Genomic DNA, 18,061 nt, shown 5'->3' with positions numbered 1-18,061 from the left:
CGTCTTGCGGTTAAAGAGACGGTCGACCCGTACGSCGTACGGGTCGACCGCTCCAATCCCAGTGGGCCTAGCCCTCGCTTCGAGCAGCCACACTCCGATCAGCGATCTCGTCCGGGCGCGGATCGCGGTCCGCAGAACTGGCGGACGAACCATGCCAGCGATACCAAGACGGTTGGCTGATCCGGGGCAGACTGTCCAAGTCGTCGCGAGAGCGTGCACTGAGCTCGGTCAACCAGCTCGGCTCAGGATTCGTCATGTCTCCTCCTCCATTGGTCGGTCACTACATCAGTAGCCTGCCGCCCACCACCCACATCGCATCCTGATCAGTCAAGTTGACGAACGCGGTCTTCGAGTGCGGGAGGCACCTGAGCCTCAAGGACATCGGCACGGACCAGCGGGTCCACCTCCGCGAGCCTCATCGCAGCGCCCCGCCTCGACCAAGGAACGAACTGGCCCGTAAGTGCGTCACGCTTTCGATTCATCGCTTCAAAGAGATCAGCGTACACGCGCCACGATGTGCCCACAAACGACTCTACCGAGACGCGTCCATCCGAGCAGGACTCCCCGACGTTTATTTCCGTAGCATACATTTCGGACGCTAGCGATTTGGGGTAAGGGTCCACAAACACCACCCGCCGAATACCAGCCGCTATTATCAAGCGCATGCACATATGGCACGGGAATGCGGTCGTGTACAGCGTTGCGCCCACGATTGATTGCGTCGATCGAGCAGCTTCGGATATCGCCGACATTTCCGCATGCACAATTCGCCCGAACTCGATCAGGCTCCGGACGCGTGATGATGCCAGGGAGGCGCTGCCGTTGGTAACGACGGAGTCCACCCTATCCCCCGAACTCAATTCCGTAAGGGCCGAGCTCAGATAGCCCTCACTAGCCAGCGCATCCAGCAGCTCCTGCATTAGCCGCCGGTTCTCGCGTCGGTTAAAGTCGCTTCCTTCGCGAAAGTCACGATGGTCCGGGGAGTCGCCTTGCCAGTACTCGCCTCCGCCCGGACGCGGGACCTCGTTCGCCCCTACTGCGAGAACGTCTCCCCGGCTGCTCGTCACCACAGCGCCGACCTGGCGACCTGGATCCGACGAGCGCAATGATGCACCAAAGGCCAAAAACATTGCGTGCTCGTCGCGCGTCGGCGTGATAAATGGCGAACCAAACAACATTCCGATAATTCTTTCGACTTCCAGCCGGGCTTGATCTATATCTCGATAGAGAACAAAGAAATCTGCCATCGAAAATGCGTCTCGTACGTGCTGGCCGTGCGTCCTCGAGGCGTCCGATTCGTCACGCTCTATCAGAGAGGCAAGTTTCGATTCCATTTCAGCGGCAGCGGGACTGGCGTCTCGCAATGTCCTACGAAGATTCGCTCGCCTGTCGGACTCGGAGGAAGATGCGGATACGAGCACGAAGCGGCGTCCATATGTGGCGCGGAGCAGGCTCACTTCTTCCGGGTGCTTCACTGTCCGAAGAATCCAGGCATGTCGGCGGTTTTGATCGTAGGAACCAGTTTGCTTAAACCGAAGATCCCGGATTCTTGCGATCGCGTACGCCGCCAGCGCATCATCACTACCGAGCAGGCGCCTCAATTCGTCGCCAGCATCCATACGCTGCCTGTAATAGTCCGCGTCGCTCGAGCGACTCGGGAGGTCGCCGCCAACAGCCGTCTCGTCGAGCAGTTGACTAAGTCGCAGCGACTCGGTCTTGTAGTCAACGTCTTCAAGCGCCCGTTGAAGGAGCGAGACGAACGTATCGACGTCGGTTCCGATGGGGGCGACGATGCCAACGACGATCTCGAAGTCTCGAACGTCGGGCACTTCAACCAGCACCTCGGGCCTCCTCCGCCTCGCCCGAAGTCAACCACCGTCGACTCGGACTCGGTGGGTGAAACGCCGAGTGGTCATTGCCCGCGACAACTCGAAGATCGAGCGCCACCTGAGTCGCTCGGCCTTCCCGCTGAGCAAGCGGCCGCGTCGGTCGCGGACCGATCGCTCGTTCGCCGCATGTAGATGCAAGAAGAGTCGGGGCTGCGATCGTGTTCGGTCGACGGAGCCGAGCCTGCCGATGGAACGGTGTCCGCTGCCCGTGGCGGACGGAGACGGTTTGGGTCGGGATAGCCGAGAACCGGTTGGGCTTCGGTTCTAGCCATGTCGCCGCCGTGCACATCACCCGCGACTCGCTCGTGCGGGCGGCCTCCGCTTCATCCGGTGAGCGCAACGCGCGCTGTGATGAGCTGCCGTAGCGCGTCGCTGTCGTTCCGGATCCCCTCATACGCGTCGGACGTGTAGGTGACATTAAGAAGTTCTTGGGCATAGCGCACGATGCCGACCTGGTAGGTGTGCTCGCCTGCGCGAAGGTGTGCGGCGACGTCGGGATGGTCCGCCAATGCCCGATCGATGACGGCATTGAGCCGATCTGGGTCCGGCACATCTGGGAGCCCGGCAATCAGTGCCTCGGCGGCAGGGCCAAACGACCAGTACTGGCTCCACGGGGTAGTGGCGGCGATGGTCCTGGCCGCGCTCATGGGAGCGGGCCAAATCTGCAGCAGATACCGCTCGGCCTCGGTATCGGTCGCGTCTGACCAAGACGAGGCCGGCTCGCCGTCGATCACGATGTAGCGGACGCGGACCTCGACACCCGCAGAGATAGGGATTTCGAGACGTCCGGTGCCGGCCCAACCTTGGACACAGACGTCCTGACCCGTGCGCATCGAGAACTCGACGGCGGTGTCCCACGACGGATCCAGCGGTGCCGGTGCGTCGAAGACATCGACTTCGATCGTGATCGTTCCGTGCTGGCGCGGCGTGGTCAGGACGGCATACTCGCCGAACTCCCCGCTGGCCAAACCGATCTCGCGGAGGTCGGCGACGTATCCGCCGTCGCCGTGGTGGAGCTCGATCTGGGAGTAGTCGGCGTCGACGTCACCGATCACGGCTGGCATAGGCACAGGGTAGGGCGGCACGGCGGTCCGCTGACGTGCAATCGATCGAGCTTTCGCGTGGGCCGGGAAGGCCCCCCACCGAGTTCGATGTCGTCGTCGGCCTGCGCCGGTGGCTTCGGTGACCCCGGCGGTACTGCTCGCGATCCATGTGCACTGTCGCGCCTTGCGCGCAGTTCCGCATACCTGCTTGCACGGGGAGGGCGCGACTCGACCTCGCGCCTTACGCACTTCTTGGCGCACCTATCACCAGGAGCAGCCGCTGCTCGAGCCGCAGGGAGGAGGTAGCGCGTTGGTGATGTCGATGCACAAGCTCACGGTCGGCGACGGCTACGCGTACCTGACCCGGCATGTTGCCGCCGGCGACGCCGACCTGTCGGCCGGCGACTCTCTCACTGTGTACTACGAGCAGACCGGCAACCCCGCCGGTCGCTGGCTCGGCAACGGCCTCGGGGCGCTCGGTGACGGTCATCTTCCCGTCGGAAGCGCCGTCACCGAGCTGGCGATGACGCAGGTCTTTCGCGACGGCGTGCGACCCGATCGGTCACACGCCGCTCGGCAAGCCTTACCGCAGCATCGACCCCGGCGCGGGCCGTCACGCGGTAGCCGGCTACGACCTGACGTTCACCGCACCCAAGTCGGTCTCCGTCATCTGGGGCTGGCGGACGAGTCGACGCGCCCTCACTTCCCCGAATCCGGCACCGAGGAGGATGACACCTCCGGTGAACCAGGATCGGCTACACGAGTGGCCGGGTGAATGGCGGGTACTCGGTCGTCGGGATCAGGCATGATGCGCAGCATGACGCGCGGTTGGCCAAACCGGACCGAGGTCGATCAGGTTTGGCGCGAGGTAATCGCCAGTGCGCGCAGCAGGGAGAGCGCGCACGACTGGGCGTTTCCATGGGTCGAGGGGGACCTTGCTCACGGGCGCGCCCCGGACTCGATGGTTAGCAACGGCCTCCTGTACCTGCACGGCCTCGATCTGGTCATGCGAGATGGCGATGGGCTACGTCAATACCAGTTCGATGATGCCGAGGTAGTCACGCGCTACGAGGCGTGGATCGCTCGTTGCGCGGACTACGACGAAGACCCTGAAGGCTGGTCACAGAGGCAGATGGAACTCGCCCGGCGCGCGATCGCCCGCGAGCGCAGCGCCGAGCGCGACTCCACTGATGACCACATGCTGACCACGAACCGGACATTGCGGTCGCAGCCACCACACCAATCGCACCCAAGATCGCCCTGACCTGCAACAACACTCTGTGCGCCTGGGCAGATTCGAACTGCCGACACCCGCTTTAGGAGAGCGGTGCTCTATCCCCTGAGCTACAGGCGCTCGGGACCCGTAGGAAGGGATCTTCCGGTGGTCACGCGCGGCGCGACGAGCACCCTGACGGGCCTCATGCGCTGGGTCAGCCTACCGGCCGGGCGGGGTCGCACCGAAGCAGGAGCGCAGCCGCGAGACCGGACAGTGGTGACCGCATCGCCGCCGGGTCTAGCGTGACAAACCCCGGCCATCGGAGCCCGGGGCGAGCGCACGACCTCGGCACAGCAGCGCACCGACGCGCGCTGCGCCCCGCGCGCGTCGCACCACCGGCCGCGCGCCACGCGAAGACACCGCGCACGCCGCACCGAAGGACAACCCCCATGACTGCCACGCGCACCCTGCGATGGATCACCATCCCGCTCGTCGCCCTCGGCCTCACGACCCTCGCCGCACCCGCAGAGGCGAAGGCCCCTGTCCCGATGCCGCCCACGCCTCCGACGACCTTCGACGCCGGGCAGGCGTGCGCGTTCCCGCTGACGTACAGCGGGACGGGCGGGTTCACGACGACGCACAAGCACGGCGACGTCACGGTGACCGCGGGGCAGGGCCAGACCCTCACGCTGACGAACGCGACGACCGGGAAGTCGACGACTCTGCCGTCGTCGGGCGTGGTCGACATCACGACGAAGCAGCCGGACGGTTCCACGCACGTGGTCGCGCTGGGCGCGCACGTCCTCATCCTGTTCCCGACGGATGTGCCGGCGGGGCCGACGACCACGCTCTACACGGGCAAGGTGGTCTACACGATCGGCGCGGACGGGGTGTGGACGATCCTGTCGTCGGCCGGGCCGACGAAGGACCTGTGCGCGGCCCTGAGCTGAGCCCTACGACCCGTAAAAACTCTTCAGCAGCTCGAACACGACGATCGCGGGCCACACCAGGGCCTTCGGGATCGCGAGGACGAACTCCCAGAAGGAGGACCCTGCGGAGAAGTAGTAGACGGCGGCGCCGATGACACCGAGGCCGTAGACCGCCCCGCCGCCGGCACCTGAGCTCTTCGACATGCCCGATCCCTCCGCCATGTCGACCCAGCCTAGGACCCCGGCGTCGGGGCGCCGCGGCCCGGCCCCCGTGGCATCATCGCGGGATGACGACCGAGCAGAAGCCAGCGCCCGACATCACCGCGAACGCGGGCGACACCGAGCTGTGGGTCGAGCGCACGGGCACGCGCCGGTACACGGGCCGCAACTCGCGTGGCGCGGAGGTCCTGATCGGCAGCGTGGGCGTCGAGAACGTGTTCAGCCCGGGCGAGCTGCTGAAGATCGCGCTCGCCGGCTGCAGCGGCCTCGCGTCGGACGCCAAGCTGAGCCACCGGCTGGGCGACGACGTCGACGTCACCATCAAGGTCTCGGGCGAGAGCGACGACGCCGAGGACCGCTACCCCGCGATCGCGGAGGAGATGGTGGTCGACCTCAGCGGGCTCGACCCCGAGGCCCGCGAGCGCCTCATCACGATCATCCACCGCGCGGTCGACTCGCACTGCACCGTCGGGCGCACGCTCGAGGCCGGCGCGACCGTGCAGCTGACGGTCACCGGGGAGCGCTGAGCGGATGCCCCGCCTCGTCGAAGCGGCGCTCGAGAAGGCCGTGACCATCCCGTCCAGCACCATCCACGCGCACGTCGAGTCGCTGCGCCGGCGCAATCCGGAGGCGACGCCCGAGCAGCTGGTCCGGCTGCTGGAGAAGGAGTACCTGCTCGTGGTGCAGACCGCCGGCGGCGCTGTGGGCGCCACGGCGGCGGCCCCCGCGGTCGGCACCGGCGTCGCGCTCGTGCTCACGGCCAGCGACATCGCCACCTTCTTCGGCGCGTCGGCGGCGTTCGCGCTGGCGGTCGCCAGCGTGCACGGCATCGAGGTCGAGGACGCCGAGCGGCGTCGCGCGCTGCTGCTGACCGCGATCCTGGGCGACGCCGGCGGCAAGATCATCACCGACGGCGCCGAGCTCACCAGCGTCAGCGTGGCGCGCGCCCTGCTCACACGCATGCCCATGGCGACCGTGCGCAAGGTGAACACGACCATGACCCGACGCCTGGTGCGCACCCAGGTGACCAAGCAGACCGGGCTCGCCGTCGGGCGCATGATCCCGTTCGGCATCGGCCTCGTCATCGGCGTGACCGGCGCGCGGGCGCTGGGCAAGAACGTCATCGACGGTGCCCGCAAGGCGTTCGGGCCGCCGCCGGCGACGTTCCCGCGCGTGATCGAGATCGCGGGTGCCGACGACAAGCCGGTGATCGTGCCCGCCGAGCAGAAGCGGCTCACCGGGCGGTTCAAGGGGATCGGGTCGCGCAAGAGCGACCAGAAGAGCTCCTAGCGACTACCAGCGGGCGTGCACGTGCGGCCGGATCCGGCCGTCGTACACCCCGCGCAGCCCGTCGAGCGTCTCCTCGTCGATGGGCGGCAGCGACGCGGCGGCGGCGTTCGCGGCCGCCTGCTCCGGTGATCGGGCGCCGGGGATGACGACGGACACCCCGGGCTGGTCGATGATCCACCGCAGGGCCAGCTGCGCGGTCGTGTAGCCGGCGGGCGTCAGCGCGGCGACCTCGCGGGCGGCGGCGACGCCCACCTCGAACGGCACCCCGGCGAACGTCTCCCCCACGTCGAACGCCTCGCCGCCGCGGTTGTAGGAGCGGTGGTCGTCGTCGGCGAACTGCGTGTGCTCGTCGTACTTGCCCGACAGCAGGCCCGACGCCAGGGGCACGCGCGCGATGATCCCGACGCCCTCTTGGAGCGCGAGCGGCAGGACCTCCTCGAGCGGCTTGCGGCGGAACACGTTGAGGATGATCTGCACGGTGGCGACGTTCGGCCGGATGATCGCGTCGAGGGCCTCGTTCACGGTCTCGACGGAGACGCCGTAGGACGCGATGCGGCCCTCGTCGACGAGCACGTCCAGCGCGTCGTACGTGGACTCGCGCCGGTACACCTCGGACGGCGGGCAGTGCAGCTGCACCAGGTCGAGCGTGTCGACGCCCAGGTTCTCGCGGGACCGGTCGGTCCAGGCGCGGAACCACGACAGCGTGTACGCCTCGGCCGTGTGGGGGTCGGCGCGGCGGCCCATCTTCGTCGCCACCGTCAGCCCGTGCCCCGGGCGCGACGCCAGGAACGTGCCGATGAGCTTCTCGGACCGCCCGTCGCCGTACACGTCGGCGGTGTCGAGGAAGGTGACGCCGGAGTCGACGGCCGCCTCCAGCACTCCGAGGGCGTCGTCCTCGCTGACCGACCCCCAGTCCGCGCCGAGCTGCCAGCAGCCCAGCCCGACAACCCCGACCGACCGACCCGTGCGCCCCAGCGGGCGGCTCTCCATCGACGTCTCCATGGACAGCGACGTTACCCGCGCGGACGATGGCCAGGTGACGAGCATCCCGATCGACGCCGTGGTCCGGTCCTTCCCGGTGTCGGCGACAGCCGCCTGGGACCTGGTGGCCAACCTGCGCCACCACGAGCGGTGGATCCCGCTGACCCGGGTCGAGGTCGACGGCAGCACGGTGACGGCTGTGTCCGGCCCGCTGGCGAAGCGCGGCTTCCCCGGCCTCAAGGACGTCATGACGATCGACCGGTACGACCCGCCGGACGGGTCCGAGCCCGGCGTCGCGACGTTCACCAAGATCGGCCGGGTGCTCAAGGGCACCGCGAGCATCGTCGTCGTGCCCGCGGGGCCGTCGTCGAGCCGGGTGTTCTGGAGCGAGAACGTCTACCTGGCCGGCCCGCTGCCCCGGCGACTCACCGAGGCGGCGCTCAAGCCGTTCCTCGGCGGCATGGTCCGGTACGCGCTGATGAAAGCGCGGCGCGAAGCGCGCGCAACAGATCGCCTTGCTTGACGACGACTGCGCAACGGATCGCGCCCCAGCGCGCAATCCGAGATGACGGCCTGCGGGGTGGCCGGCTCGTAGCCTTGGGGGAACGACACGCCACGAGGAGCCTCATGACCCCGACCGCCCCCGGACGTACCGACCGCCGCTACCTGATGTGCGAACCCACGCACTACACGGTGTCCTACGAGATCAACCCGTGGATGGACAAGACGCGGTTCACCGACGCCGACCTCGCGGTCCGCCAGTGGCGCACCCTGCGGGACACGTACCTCGACCTCGGCCACACCGTCGAGACGATCGACCCGATCCCCGGCCTCCCGGACATGGTCTACGCGGCCAACGGCGCGACCGTGCTGGACGGCGTCGTGTACTCCGCGAAGTTCCGCTACGCCGAGCGCCAGCCCGAGGGGCCCGCGTACCAGAAGTGGTTCGCCGACCGCGGCTACGTCACGCACACCGCCGAGCAGACGAACGAGGGCGAGGGCGACCTGCTCGTCGTCGGCAACCTCGTGCTGGCCGGCACCGGCTTCCGCACCGACCGCGCGGCGCACGCCGAGCTCCAGGAGCTCTTCGGCCGCCCGGTCATCTCGCTCGACCTGGTCAGCCCGCACTACTACCACCTCGACACCGCGCTGGCCGTGCTGTCGAGCGACCCGGCCGACCCGCAGATCGCGTACTTCCCGCCGGCGTTCTCGGCCGGCTCGCGCGCGGTCCTGCAGCAGCTGTTCCCCGACGCGGTCGAGGCCACCGAGCGCGACGCCGTCGCTCTCGGGCTCAACGCGGTGTCCGACGGCTACAACGTGGTCGTCGCCCCCGGCGCCGTCGACCTCGCCGACGCCATCCGCGAGCGCGGATACAACCCCATCCCCGTGGACACCAGCGAGCTGCTCAAGGGCGGCGGCGGCGCCAAGTGCTGCACGCTGGAGATCCGTCCCGCGTCCGGCTCCGGGCGATGACACTCACCGAGGTAGCGACGACCTCCGTCCTGGCCCCGAACTACCACCCGCTGCCGGTCACACTGGTCGACGGGCTCGGGTCGTGGGTCACCGACGACGAGGGCCGGCGCTACCTGGACCTCCTCTCGGGCTACTCGGCGCTGAACTTCGGGCACCGGCACCCGGTGCTCACGGCGGCGGCCCACGCGCAGATCGACAAGCTGACGCTGACGTCCCGCGCGTTCGACCACGAACTGCTCGAGCCGTTCGCGGCCCGGCTGGCCGCGCTGATCGGTCCGCTCGTCGCCGGCCCGCCCATGGTCCTGCCCATGAACACGGGCGCCGAGGCGGTCGAGACCGCGATCAAGGCAGCCCGCAAGTGGGGCTACGACGTCAAGGGCGTTCCCGACGAGCGCGGGACGATCATCGTCGCCGACGGCAACTTCCACGGGCGCACGACGACGATCGTGTCGTTCTCCACCGACCCCGACGCGCGCCGCGGCTTCGGCCCGTACACGCCGGGCTTCCGCGTGGTCCCGTACGGCGACGCGGCCGCGCTCGCCGCCGCCATCGACGACACCACGGTCGCCGTCCTGCTGGAGCCCATCCAGGGCGAGCAGGGCGTCGTCGTCCCGCCCGACGACTACCTGCCGACCGTCCGCGCGCTGTGCACCGAGCACGACGTCCTCTTCATCGCCGACGAGATCCAGTCCGGCCTCGGCCGCACCGGCACCACGCTCGCCTCCGAGCTCTGGGGCGTCCGGCCCGACCTGGTCACGCTGGGCAAGGCCCTGGGCGGCGGCGTGCTCCCCGTCTCCGCGGTCGTCGGGCGTGCCGACGTCCTCGGCGTGCTGACCGCAGGCACCCACGGCTCGACGTTCGGCGGCAACCCCCTGGCGTGCGCGGTCGGCCTCGCGGTGATCGGCCTGCTGGAGACCGGCGAGCTGCAGGCCCGCGCGACCACGCTCGGCCTCGAGTGGGGCACGCGCCTGGACGCCCTCGTCGACGAGGGCCTGCTGACGGCCTCGCGGCGGGTCGGTCTGTGGGCGGGGCTGGACGTCACCCCGCCGACCACCGGCCGCCAGCTCTGCGAGCGGCTCCTCGCCCGCGGGGTGCTGGCCAAGGACACCCACGGCAGCACCATCCGCCTGGCGCCCCCGCTGACCATCAGCGAGGACGACCTGTCCCTGGCGACGGACCGCCTGACGGACGCCCTCCGCTGACAACGTCCGCGCACCTACGTCCCAGGGGGCGTACTCGCGCGGACGCACCACCCCACCACACCGCAACGTCCGCGTAGATACGGCCCAGGGGGCGTACGTGCGCGGACGTTGCGGCGGACGGGGTCAGCTGAACTTGACCGCGCCGAAGAGGTAGCCGTTCAGGCTCGCGCCGCCGACCGCCATGCTCGACACGTCGGTGCGGCGCATCTGCGCGTCGTGGCCGGGCGAGTTGGACCACGCCGTGACCATCGAGGTGGCCGAGCCGTTGCTCACGCAGGCGACGATGTTGTCGCCGCCGGAGTGCCAGATGCCGCCGGCGTTGGCCATGGTGATCGCGTGGGCGACGAGGCTGCCGCTGCGGGAGACGGACAGCGTCGGGAGGCCGAGCGACGCGCGGTAGGCGTTGATGGCCGAGCCGATGGCCGAGACGCTGGACTCGCCGGCGCCCGACCCGCCCGCTCCGCGGCAGACGAGGCCACCGGCGGGGATGCCGGTGGCGGCGGGGGCGGCCGGCGCCTGGGCGGCGGGCTTCGGGGTGGTGGTCCGGGTCGAGGACCGCGTCGCGGGTGCCTTGACGTGCGACGCGGCGGCCGCAGCAGCCGCGGCGGCGGCGGCCTGCTCGGCGGCGGCCTTCTCGGCGGCGATGCGGGCGTCCTCGGCGACCTGCCAGGCCACCTGGGCGTCGACGGCGGCCTTCTCGGGTGCGGCGACGCCGGCGACGATCGAGCGCAGCGACACCAGGCTGACGCCGGGTGAGGTGAGGGCGGCGCTCACGGCGCCGGTGGAGGCGGTCAGGGCGGCCCGGGGGCCGTCGCCGGCGTTGGGCACCGCGGCGAGCGTGGCGTTCGCGTGGTCGACGGTCGACTGCGCCGCGGCCGCTGCCGCCGCGCGGCTGGCGGCGTAGGCGGCGGGCACGACGACCTGCTCGGCGGCCTGCTCGACGACGGCGTCGCGGTCGGCGGCCAGGGCCGCCCGGTCGACCCGCATCTGCGCGTCGAGGGCCGCGTCGGCCGCGGTGAGGGCCTTCTGGTCGGCGCCGTACACCGCGCCGCCGGCGGCGACCGCCAGCGCCATGGCCGCGGCCATGCCGACCCAGACGGACCGACGGATCGCGACGGACCGCGACGGGGTGGGCTCGGTGGGCGTCTCGACGAGTGGCTCGGTGGCGGTGTGCTGGTGCGGGACGTCGACGACGGTCGGCGTGGGCGCGCTGATCACCGACGGTCGCTGGCTCGGCACGAGGTCGAGCCGCTTCTTGGTGTCCTTGACCACGCCGCCTCCTTCTCAGGGCCCCCCGGCCATGGCGCTGAGTGGGGCTTCCACTCATCTCGGCACGACGGGCGCCCGCCTTGAGGCCTTGTGCCCCTTTGGTGGATCACCCGTTCGGCCCAACGTGTCACCTCTCGCGGTGGAACACCAAATCGAGCGCGGCTCGGCGATGATGTGCACGTGACCGACCACTCGGGGCTCGACGCCCTCGACACCGCGATCCTGCGGGTGCTCGCACTCGACGCCCGGGCGACGTTCGCGCAGGTGGGCGAGCAGGTCTCGCTCTCCGCTCCGGCGGTGAAGCGGCGGGTGGACCGGCTGCGCGAGCGGGGCGTGATCCGGGGGTTCACGGTCCGGCTCGACCCGGCCGCGATGGGCTGGCAGACCGAGGCGTTCGTCGAGCTCTACTGCAACGGCTCCACCAGCCCGGCGACCATGCGGGCGGCGGTCGAGCACTACCCCGAGGTCGTCGCGGCGAGCACCGTCACCGGCGACGTGGACCTTGTCGTGCAGGTGCGCGCGCGGGACATGCGGCACCTGGAGCGCGTCGTCGAGAAGCTGGCCGCCGAGCCGTTCGTGGCCCGCACGCGCTCGACCGTCGTCCTGTCCGCGCTGGTCCGGCGCCCGGACGTGCCGCCCGACCCGGCGAGCTAGATCGCCACCGCCTCGGCCGTGGCGCACCGGTTGGTGACCACCATGACCGGGCAGTCGGAGTGGTGCAGCACGGCCTGGCTGGTGGAGCCGAGCAGCAGCCCGGCGAATCCCCCGCGGCCGCGCGAGCCGACGACGATGAGGTCGGTGGCCACCGAGAACTCCGTGAGCAGCTCCGCGCCGGTCCCGTCGAGCGCGATGCGCCGCACGCTGAGGCCGGGATGGTCGACGAGCGCGCGGTCGACCACGACGTGCAGCCCCTCGGTGACGTCGCGCAGCACCTGCTCGTGGTCCACCGTGGACGGCAGCCAGGCCAGGACGCCCGCCATGGACCCCACGGGGACGCCCGCGACGGCCGTCAGCTCGGCCCCCCAGGCCTCCGCCTCGCCGATCGCGTAGCGCAGCGCGTGCTCGGCCTGCGGCGAGCCGTCGACGCCGACGACGATCCGCTTCACGGGCCGGGTCGGGGGGATCGGGGCATCGTCGGGAAGCGTCTTGCCGTCCTCCCGGAGCGGGACGACGACGGTCGGGCAGTACGCGTGCGCGGGCAGGGCCGACGAGACGGTGCCGAGCAGCCGGTCGGCGAACCCGCCGCGCCCCCGCGTGCCGACGACCGCGAGCCGGACCGCGTGCGACATCTCGACCAGCACGCCCGCGGCGTCGCCGGTGAGCACCTTGGCCGTCACCGGGACGCCCATCGACGAGACCCGCTCGGTCGCCTCGGCCAGCACGGCCTTGGCGCCCTCCTGGATCGCGGTGTCGTCCAGCGCGGCGTACCCGCCATCGAGGGAGGCGGCGGTGAACGACGGGAGCGAGTAGCTGCACACGAGCCGGACGCCCCAGCCGTGCGCGCGGGCCTGCGCGGCCGCCCAGTCGAGCGCGTGCAGGCTCGCGGCCGATCCGTCCACCCCGACGAGGACCACATCGTCACGCGTCATCCGGAGCCTCCGTGCTCGTCACGAGCCCGCCGTGCACTCGTCCCAGTGTGCTCTCCGGATGCACCGTTGCACCCAGGAGGTACCGGAATGTTGCCATACGTTGGCGCAACGTTGACGAAAGGGGGTGCTCAGGCCACCACGTACTGCGACCAGAGGGGCTCGGAACGGACCGACGTGGTGCCGAACGCCACCGACCACCGCGGCGCCCGGGGCGCGAACGACAGCTCCCAGCCGATCTCCTGCAGCAGCCGGTCGGCCTTGCGGTGGTTGCACCGCACGCAGGCGGCCACGACGTTGGTCCACTCGTGCCGGCCGCCGCGCGAGCGCGGGTGCACGTGGTCGACGGTGTCGGCGCCGCCCCCGCAGTACGCGCAGCGGTGGTTGTCCCGCTGCAGCACGGTGCGGCGCGTGGGCGGCACGGGGCGGCGGACCGGGACGTGCACGTACCGCGTGAGGCACAGGACCACGGGCAGCGGGACGGTGACCCGCTCGGAGTGCAGGAGGCGGCCGTCGGACTCCAGGACGGTCGCCTTGCCGGACATCACGAGCACCACGGCACGCCGCAGGCTCACGATGCACAGGGGCTCCATGCTGGCGTTGAGCAGCAGGGTGCGTGCTCCGGACGCGATCAGCCCTGGCGAGCCGACCTCGGGTGCCGCCCCGCCGATGGCCTCGGTGGACAGCTTGGTGGCATTCATGAGCACGGCGTTCTCCCGACCTCGGGGGTCGGACCGGCTGGCTGCCGGCCCGGCGAAGCGAAGCAACAGCGTGATGCACGGCCAGAGTACGCGACGGCCCGTCGGGAGCGGCCGACAGGCCCGTCAACGAGGCGAGGCCCCGACGACATCGATGTCGTCGGGGCCTCGTCCGGTGGAGCTGTCGAACGTCAGCCGATCCGGATGAAGACCGGGGAGCTCTGCCAGATGGCGCGGAACTGGATCGTCTTGCCCGGGCGGGGCGAGTCGATCTGGTCGTTGCCGCCGGCGTAGATGGAGATGTGCCCGGGGCTCCAGATGAGGTCGCCCGGCTGGGCGTCCGCACGGGAGATGACCGTGCCGGCCGCCTTGATGCCACTGGACGTCCGCGGCAGCGAGACGCCGAGCTGGGCGTAGACGTAGGACACGAAGCCCGAGCAGTCGAAGCCGGCCGGGGTGGACCCACCGGAGACGTACGGCGTGCCCACGTAGCGGGCGGCGATCTCGAGGACCGCGTTGCCGGCGACCGACTGCGGGACCGCGGCCGAGGAGACGTCCGCGGAGGCCGTCGTGGCGGTCGCAGCGGCAGCGGCGCGCGTGGTGCTGCGCGAGGCGGCCTTGACCTTGGCCTTGACGGGCGGGGGCGGCGGGGGCGTCTCGGCCGTGACGACCGGGACGTCGACGGTCCAGGCGGCGTCGGCCGGGGCGGTGACGACCGGCGCGGTGTTCAGCACGGCACGCGCCGAGGCTGTCAGCGCAGCGGTGTCGACCGCGGGCAGGGCGCCGGCCTCACCCGAGGGTGCGGCGCTGGCCGGGGAGCCGAACATCGAGACGACGAGTCCCGACGAAGCGGCGACGACAGCAGTACGGCGTCCGACGGTTCCCATCTGGCCCGTTGCGGCAGCTGCCAGCTCGGTCAGTGGCGTCGAAGGACGGCGCGCCGCACGATGGCGGGCGCGAGTGGTGCTCACGGTCACGCGTTGCCTCTCCTGATGCCTACGAGGTCAGCTGTCGGGTTCGGGTGGGAGAACACCCGGCCGTGTCCCCGATCGAGATCGGATCTCCGGCTTCACCCCAAGGACACCGAACTTCCGGTGCCCGCAATTGGGTCCCCCGCCCCTGCCGGCGGATAGTGCGAACCTCGTGACGGCGGCAGGGTTAGGCGTTCCGCTCGAGGGCTTCTCAGGAGGAGGGTTCCCGGGAAGCAGGTCGAACGTACAGGACTCTCGCGGCGATTGTCACGTTCCGATCACGGTCAATCTCGTTCGTGTTGGACAGCCGTCCTGCCGGGCGCGCGACGCGGCCGAGGTGACCTGCAAAGACGCCGATCAGGGGCGTGGGAGCGCGGGCACAGATCACTCGGACGGCCTGTGCCGAAGATCACGACGGATCGGGCGAACCGTTCCCAGGGCGCTCCCAGAGGCCTCTCAGACGGCGCTGACGGACCTCTCGACCGCGCCGACGAAGATGTGCCGGGCCACGTCGTCGGGCAGGTCCAGGACGGTCTCGGACCCGGGTGCGGACACCGTGACGATGCCGCCGGCCCGCTCGATGACGATCTCCCGGTGCGGGAGGACCCCGGCCTCGGCCAGCCGCGACAGCAGCTCGACGTCGACCTGCAGGGGCTCCGCGATGCGCGCGACCACGGCCCGCTCGACGCCGTCCGCGCCGGGCTCGCCGCGGTAGACGACGAGCGACGTCACGCCGTCGAGGAAGGCGACGCGAGTGGTCTCCTCGCCGATCTCGCCGAGCCCCGGGATCGGGTTGCCGTAGGGGTCGAAGTGCGGGTGGTCGAGCAGCGACGCGAGGCGCTTCTCCACCCGCTCGCTCATGACATGCTCCCAGCGGCAGGCCTCCTCGTGGACGTAGGGCCACTCGAGCCCGATCACGTCGGTGAGGAGCCGCTCCGCCAGGCGGTGCTTGCGCATGACGCGCACGGCCTTGTCGTGGCCCAGGGCGGTCAGCTCGAGGTGCCGGTCACCGGTCACGACGACGAGCCCGTCGCGCTCCATGCGGGCGACCGTCTGGGAGACCGTCGGGCCGGAGTGACCCAGCCGCTCCGCGATGCGCGCGCGCAGGGGGGTGATGCCTTCCTCGGTGAGCTCGTAGACCGTCTTGAGGTACATCTCCGTCGTGTCGATCAGGTCGCTCACTGCATGGCCTCCCGCGTCGCGTCATCGTCGCGCAGGCGCCTGCCCGGAAGAAAGTGATCGGGGGGCGACGGCCGCGCTGTGCACAGATTAGTTGGTCGAGCCGACAGCCGGGGGCCGCGACCGCCTATCCTCGGCCAGTGCCCGATGCCCACGAGATCACCATCCCCGCACACCTGCTGCCCGCGGACGGCCGCTTCGGCTCCGGCCCTTCCAAGATCCGGCGCGCGCAGGTGGACGCGCTGGCGGGTCCCGCCGCGGGGCTGCTGGGCACGTCCCACCGCCAGGCGCCCGTGCGCGCGCTCGTCGGTCGCGTGCGTGCCGGCCTGGCCGACCTGCTCGAGCTGCCCGAGGGGTACGAGATCGTGCTGGGCAACGGCGGGTCGACGCTGTTCTGGGACGTGGCGACGCTGTGCCTGATCGAGGACCGGGCCGCGTTCGGCACCTTCGGCGAGTTCGGGGCCAAGTTCGCGGCGGCGGCGACGCGCGCGCCCTTCGTCGGCGAGCCCGTGGTCACCGCGGCCGCGCCCGGCGGCGTGGCCGTGCCCGCCTTCGCCGACGGGGTGGACACGTACGCCTGGCCGCACAACGAGACGTCGACCGGGGTCGTCGCGCCCGTGCGCCGGGTCGCCGGGTCCCGCGAGCAGGGTGCCCTCGTGCTGGTGGACGGGACGTCGGGCGCCGGCGGGCTCGCGGTCGACGTCGCGCAGACCGACGCCTACTACTTCGCACCGCAGAAGTCGTTCGCCTCGGACGGCGGCCTCTGGCTCGCGGCGGTCTCCCCCGCGGCCGTCGAGCGGGCCGCTCGGATCGAGGCGAGCGGGCGCTGGGTGCCCGAGTCGTTGTCGTTCACCACGGCCGTCACCAACGCGCGCCTCGACCAGACCCTGAACACCCCGGCCATCGCGACGCTCGTCCTGCTGGCGGAGCAGCTCGACTGGATCCTCGGCCACGGCGGGCTGGCCTGGGCCGCGAAGCGCACGGCCACGTCGGCCGCAAACCTCTACGGCTGGGCGGAGTCGCGGGACTGGGCGACGCCGTTCGTCTCGGACCCGGCCCTGCGCTCGAACGTCGTCGGCACCATCGACCTGGACCCCGAGATCGAGGCCCCCACCGTCGCCCGCGTGCTGCGGGCCCACGGCGTAGTCGACGTCGAGCCCTACCGCAAGCTCGGCCGCAACCAGCTGCGGGTCGCGATGTACCCCGCCGTGGAGCCCGACGACGTCCTGGCGCTCACGGCGTGCGTCGACCACGTGGTCGACCAGCTCTCCTGACGGACGACGCCCGCCCCGCGGTCAGCGCGGGGCGGGCGGTCATCCGCCTGAGCGGCTCAGGCAGTCGGGCGGCGTCGGCGGGCGATCGAGACGAGTGCCACGGTCAGGGCGCCGATGAGGACCAGGGCGCCGCCGGCCAGGAGCAGGGGCTGCACCTCGGATCCCGTTGCGGACAGGACGGCCGTGTTGGACGCCGGCGGGTCGGCCGCCAGGACCGCGCTGTCCACCGGGTTGTCGACGAGCACCTGGGTGTCCGGCGGGTTGGTCAGGCAGCTGGGGCTCGACGGCGGGTACGCGACGGTGACGGTGGCCTCGGGGTTGACCTGGAAGAGGACCTTGACGCTGGGGCGCACCCAGTCGAACTCGTCGCCCTGGACCCAGGAGCCGTCCGGCAGCTGTCGCCAGCCGGGCCAGTCGGCGCCCTTGCCGTCGGGACCGACCTTCGCGCCGGGCCAGAGGACCTTCCCGGACAGCGGCTGGCCGGCGTAGACGACGTTGGGGCCGCTGGGGTTGAGCCAGGTGATGGTCACCGTGGTGTTCGGCGAGCCGACCGCCTGGATGTTGTAGGCGAGGTACGGGACGTCCTTGTCGCAGACTGGCGACAGCGTGTGGACCGCGAGCTGGCACACCTGGGGGGCGCCGTAGGAGTCCAGCGGGCTGAGGCAGCCGTACGGCGAGATCGTGGCGTCCTGCGAGGGGGCCTCGTCGGCCGCGGACGACGGCAGGGCGCCGGCGAGCGCGACGAGGAGGGCGAGCAACGCGACGACCGCGCCCCGTGCGAGCCTGACCATGATGTCGCCCCTGTCGGCTACTCGGACATTTCGGTTCATTGTGGTCCCTCG

20 protein-coding genes, 1 tRNA gene, 1 pseudogene and 1 riboswitch are annotated in these 18,061 nt (G+C 70.8%); of the genes and pseudogenes, 11 read left to right on the top strand and 11 right to left on the bottom strand.

What is annotated here, in order from left to right:
- Positions 1 to 323 precede the first annotated feature (323 nt).
- The gene (locus AC1DQC_RS02400) at positions 324 to 1,841 is read right to left on the bottom strand and encodes an anti-phage dCTP deaminase (protein ID WP_477049632.1); all 1,518 of its coding nucleotides are present in this window, start codon (positions 1,839 to 1,841) and stop codon (positions 324 to 326) included.
- Between the two features lie 371 nt (positions 1,842 to 2,212).
- A complete protein-coding gene (locus AC1DQC_RS02395; RefSeq protein ID WP_477049631.1) occupies positions 2,213 to 2,953 on the bottom strand; it encodes a hypothetical protein in 741 nt (246 codons plus the stop codon).
- Between the two features lie 295 nt (positions 2,954 to 3,248).
- Between AC1DQC_RS02395 and AC1DQC_RS02390 the strand changes: the two are divergent.
- From AC1DQC_RS02390 to AC1DQC_RS02380, 3 genes and pseudogenes are all read left to right on the top strand, one after another.
- Positions 3,249 to 3,527, top strand: a pseudogene (locus tag AC1DQC_RS02390) (relaxase domain-containing protein); the annotation flags it as partial.
- Positions 3,490 to 3,741 carry a relaxase domain-containing protein gene (locus tag AC1DQC_RS02385; RefSeq protein ID WP_477049681.1) on the top strand — a complete coding sequence of 84 codons (252 nt, stop codon included), beginning with the start codon at positions 3,490 to 3,492 and terminating at the stop codon, positions 3,739 to 3,741. The pseudogene AC1DQC_RS02390 and the gene AC1DQC_RS02385, both read left to right, overlap by 38 nt.
- Entirely contained in the window at positions 3,738 to 4,196 is a 459-nt protein-coding gene (locus AC1DQC_RS02380) for a hypothetical protein (protein ID WP_477049630.1), read from the top strand. The genes AC1DQC_RS02385 and AC1DQC_RS02380 overlap by 4 nt, the downstream gene beginning before the upstream one ends.
- Before the next feature lie 17 nt (positions 4,197 to 4,213).
- On the opposite strand, the gene AC1DQC_RS02375 is transcribed toward AC1DQC_RS02380, so the two are convergent.
- A tRNA-Arg gene (locus tag AC1DQC_RS02375) sits at positions 4,214 to 4,286 on the bottom strand.
- Between the two features lie 311 nt (positions 4,287 to 4,597).
- Here AC1DQC_RS02375 and AC1DQC_RS02370 point away from each other — a divergent pair.
- Complete coding sequence (locus AC1DQC_RS02370) at positions 4,598 to 5,098, top strand: hypothetical protein (protein WP_477049629.1); 501 nt, start codon at positions 4,598 to 4,600, stop codon at positions 5,096 to 5,098.
- A gap of 3 nt (positions 5,099 to 5,101) precedes the next feature.
- Here the strand turns inward: AC1DQC_RS02370 and AC1DQC_RS02365 are convergent, their stop codons facing one another.
- Positions 5,102 to 5,281 carry a hypothetical protein gene (locus AC1DQC_RS02365; protein ID WP_477049628.1) on the bottom strand — a complete coding sequence of 60 codons (180 nt, stop codon included), beginning with the start codon at positions 5,279 to 5,281 and terminating at the stop codon, positions 5,102 to 5,104.
- 83 nt (positions 5,282 to 5,364) lie between these two features.
- On the opposite strand from AC1DQC_RS02365, the gene AC1DQC_RS02360 reads away from it, so the two are divergent.
- Both AC1DQC_RS02360 and AC1DQC_RS02355 read left to right on the top strand, forming a co-directional pair.
- The gene (locus AC1DQC_RS02360) at positions 5,365 to 5,823 is read left to right on the top strand and encodes an OsmC family protein (protein ID WP_477049627.1); all 459 of its coding nucleotides are present in this window, start codon (positions 5,365 to 5,367) and stop codon (positions 5,821 to 5,823) included.
- 4 nt (positions 5,824 to 5,827) lie between these two features.
- A complete protein-coding gene (locus tag AC1DQC_RS02355; protein ID WP_477049626.1) occupies positions 5,828 to 6,586 on the top strand; it encodes a hypothetical protein in 759 nt (252 codons plus the stop codon).
- 3 nt (positions 6,587 to 6,589) lie between these two features.
- Here AC1DQC_RS02355 and AC1DQC_RS02350 read toward each other — a convergent pair whose 3' ends face one another.
- Positions 6,590 to 7,576, bottom strand: a complete 987-nt coding sequence (locus tag AC1DQC_RS02350) for an aldo/keto reductase (protein ID WP_477049625.1) — start codon at positions 7,574 to 7,576, stop codon at positions 6,590 to 6,592.
- A 46-nt stretch (positions 7,577 to 7,622) separates the two neighbouring features.
- Here AC1DQC_RS02350 and AC1DQC_RS02345 point away from each other — a divergent pair, with 46 nt between their 5' ends.
- The 3 genes from AC1DQC_RS02345 to rocD all read left to right on the top strand — a co-directional run bounded on the left by AC1DQC_RS02345 (position 7,623) and on the right by rocD (position 10,242).
- A complete protein-coding gene (locus AC1DQC_RS02345) occupies positions 7,623 to 8,090 on the top strand; it encodes an SRPBCC family protein (RefSeq protein ID WP_477049624.1) in 468 nt (155 codons plus the stop codon).
- A 104-nt stretch (positions 8,091 to 8,194) separates the two neighbouring features.
- Positions 8,195 to 9,040, top strand: a complete 846-nt coding sequence (gene ddaH / locus AC1DQC_RS02340; protein ID WP_477049623.1) for a dimethylargininase — start codon at positions 8,195 to 8,197, stop codon at positions 9,038 to 9,040.
- Positions 9,037 to 10,242 (top strand): ornithine--oxo-acid transaminase, encoded by a 1,206-nt coding sequence (gene rocD / locus AC1DQC_RS02335; RefSeq protein ID WP_477049622.1) that lies wholly within the window; start codon positions 9,037 to 9,039, stop codon positions 10,240 to 10,242. Before ddaH ends, rocD begins: the two co-directional genes overlap by 4 nt.
- Before the next feature lie 123 nt (positions 10,243 to 10,365).
- Here rocD and AC1DQC_RS02330 read toward each other — a convergent pair whose 3' ends face one another.
- The gene (locus tag AC1DQC_RS02330) at positions 10,366 to 11,514 is read right to left on the bottom strand and encodes a CAP domain-containing protein (RefSeq protein WP_477049621.1); all 1,149 of its coding nucleotides are present in this window, start codon (positions 11,512 to 11,514) and stop codon (positions 10,366 to 10,368) included.
- A gap of 177 nt (positions 11,515 to 11,691) precedes the next feature.
- On the opposite strand from AC1DQC_RS02330, the gene AC1DQC_RS02325 reads away from it, so the two are divergent.
- On the top strand, positions 11,692 to 12,165 hold the full coding sequence (locus AC1DQC_RS02325) for an Lrp/AsnC family transcriptional regulator (protein ID WP_477049620.1): 474 nt from the start codon (positions 11,692 to 11,694) through the stop codon (positions 12,163 to 12,165).
- Here the strand turns inward: AC1DQC_RS02325 and AC1DQC_RS02320 are convergent.
- From AC1DQC_RS02320 to AC1DQC_RS02305, 4 genes are all read right to left on the bottom strand, one after another.
- Positions 12,162 to 13,100: a universal stress protein gene (locus tag AC1DQC_RS02320; protein WP_477049619.1), complete on the bottom strand. Its 939-nt coding sequence runs from the start codon at positions 13,098 to 13,100 to the stop codon at positions 12,162 to 12,164. The two genes, AC1DQC_RS02325 and AC1DQC_RS02320, sit on opposite strands and share 4 nt — an antisense overlap.
- A 128-nt stretch (positions 13,101 to 13,228) precedes the next feature.
- Positions 13,229 to 13,804: an HNH endonuclease gene (locus AC1DQC_RS02315; protein ID WP_477049618.1), complete on the bottom strand. Its 576-nt coding sequence runs from the start codon at positions 13,802 to 13,804 to the stop codon at positions 13,229 to 13,231.
- 182 nt (positions 13,805 to 13,986) lie between these two features.
- Positions 13,987 to 14,772 (bottom strand): C40 family peptidase, encoded by a 786-nt coding sequence (locus AC1DQC_RS02310; RefSeq protein WP_477049617.1) that lies wholly within the window; start codon positions 14,770 to 14,772, stop codon positions 13,987 to 13,989.
- A 2-nt stretch (positions 14,773 to 14,774) separates the two neighbouring features.
- A riboswitch (cyclic di-AMP (ydaO/yuaA leader) is annotated at positions 14,775 to 14,942 on the bottom strand.
- A gap of 280 nt (positions 14,943 to 15,222) precedes the next feature.
- Entirely contained in the window at positions 15,223 to 15,948 is a 726-nt protein-coding gene (locus tag AC1DQC_RS02305) for an iron-dependent transcriptional repressor DtxR (RefSeq protein ID WP_477049616.1), read from the bottom strand.
- 137 nt (positions 15,949 to 16,085) lie between these two features.
- On the opposite strand from AC1DQC_RS02305, the gene serC reads away from it, so the two are divergent.
- The gene (gene serC, locus AC1DQC_RS02300; RefSeq protein WP_477049615.1) at positions 16,086 to 17,219 is read left to right on the top strand and encodes a phosphoserine transaminase; all 1,134 of its coding nucleotides are present in this window, start codon (positions 16,086 to 16,088) and stop codon (positions 17,217 to 17,219) included.
- Positions 17,220 to 17,275: 56 nt separating this feature from the next.
- Here serC and AC1DQC_RS02295 read toward each other — a convergent pair whose 3' ends face one another.
- Positions 17,276 to 18,010 carry a peptidase gene (locus tag AC1DQC_RS02295; RefSeq protein WP_477049614.1) on the bottom strand — a complete coding sequence of 245 codons (735 nt, stop codon included), beginning with the start codon at positions 18,008 to 18,010 and terminating at the stop codon, positions 17,276 to 17,278.
- Positions 18,011 to 18,061 lie beyond the last annotated feature (51 nt).

Source organism: Cellulomonas sp. P4_H12 (genome assembly GCF_056400905.1).
The sequence above is the reverse complement of the archived record's forward strand: the minus strand, read 5'-3'. Positions and strand labels throughout refer to the sequence as shown.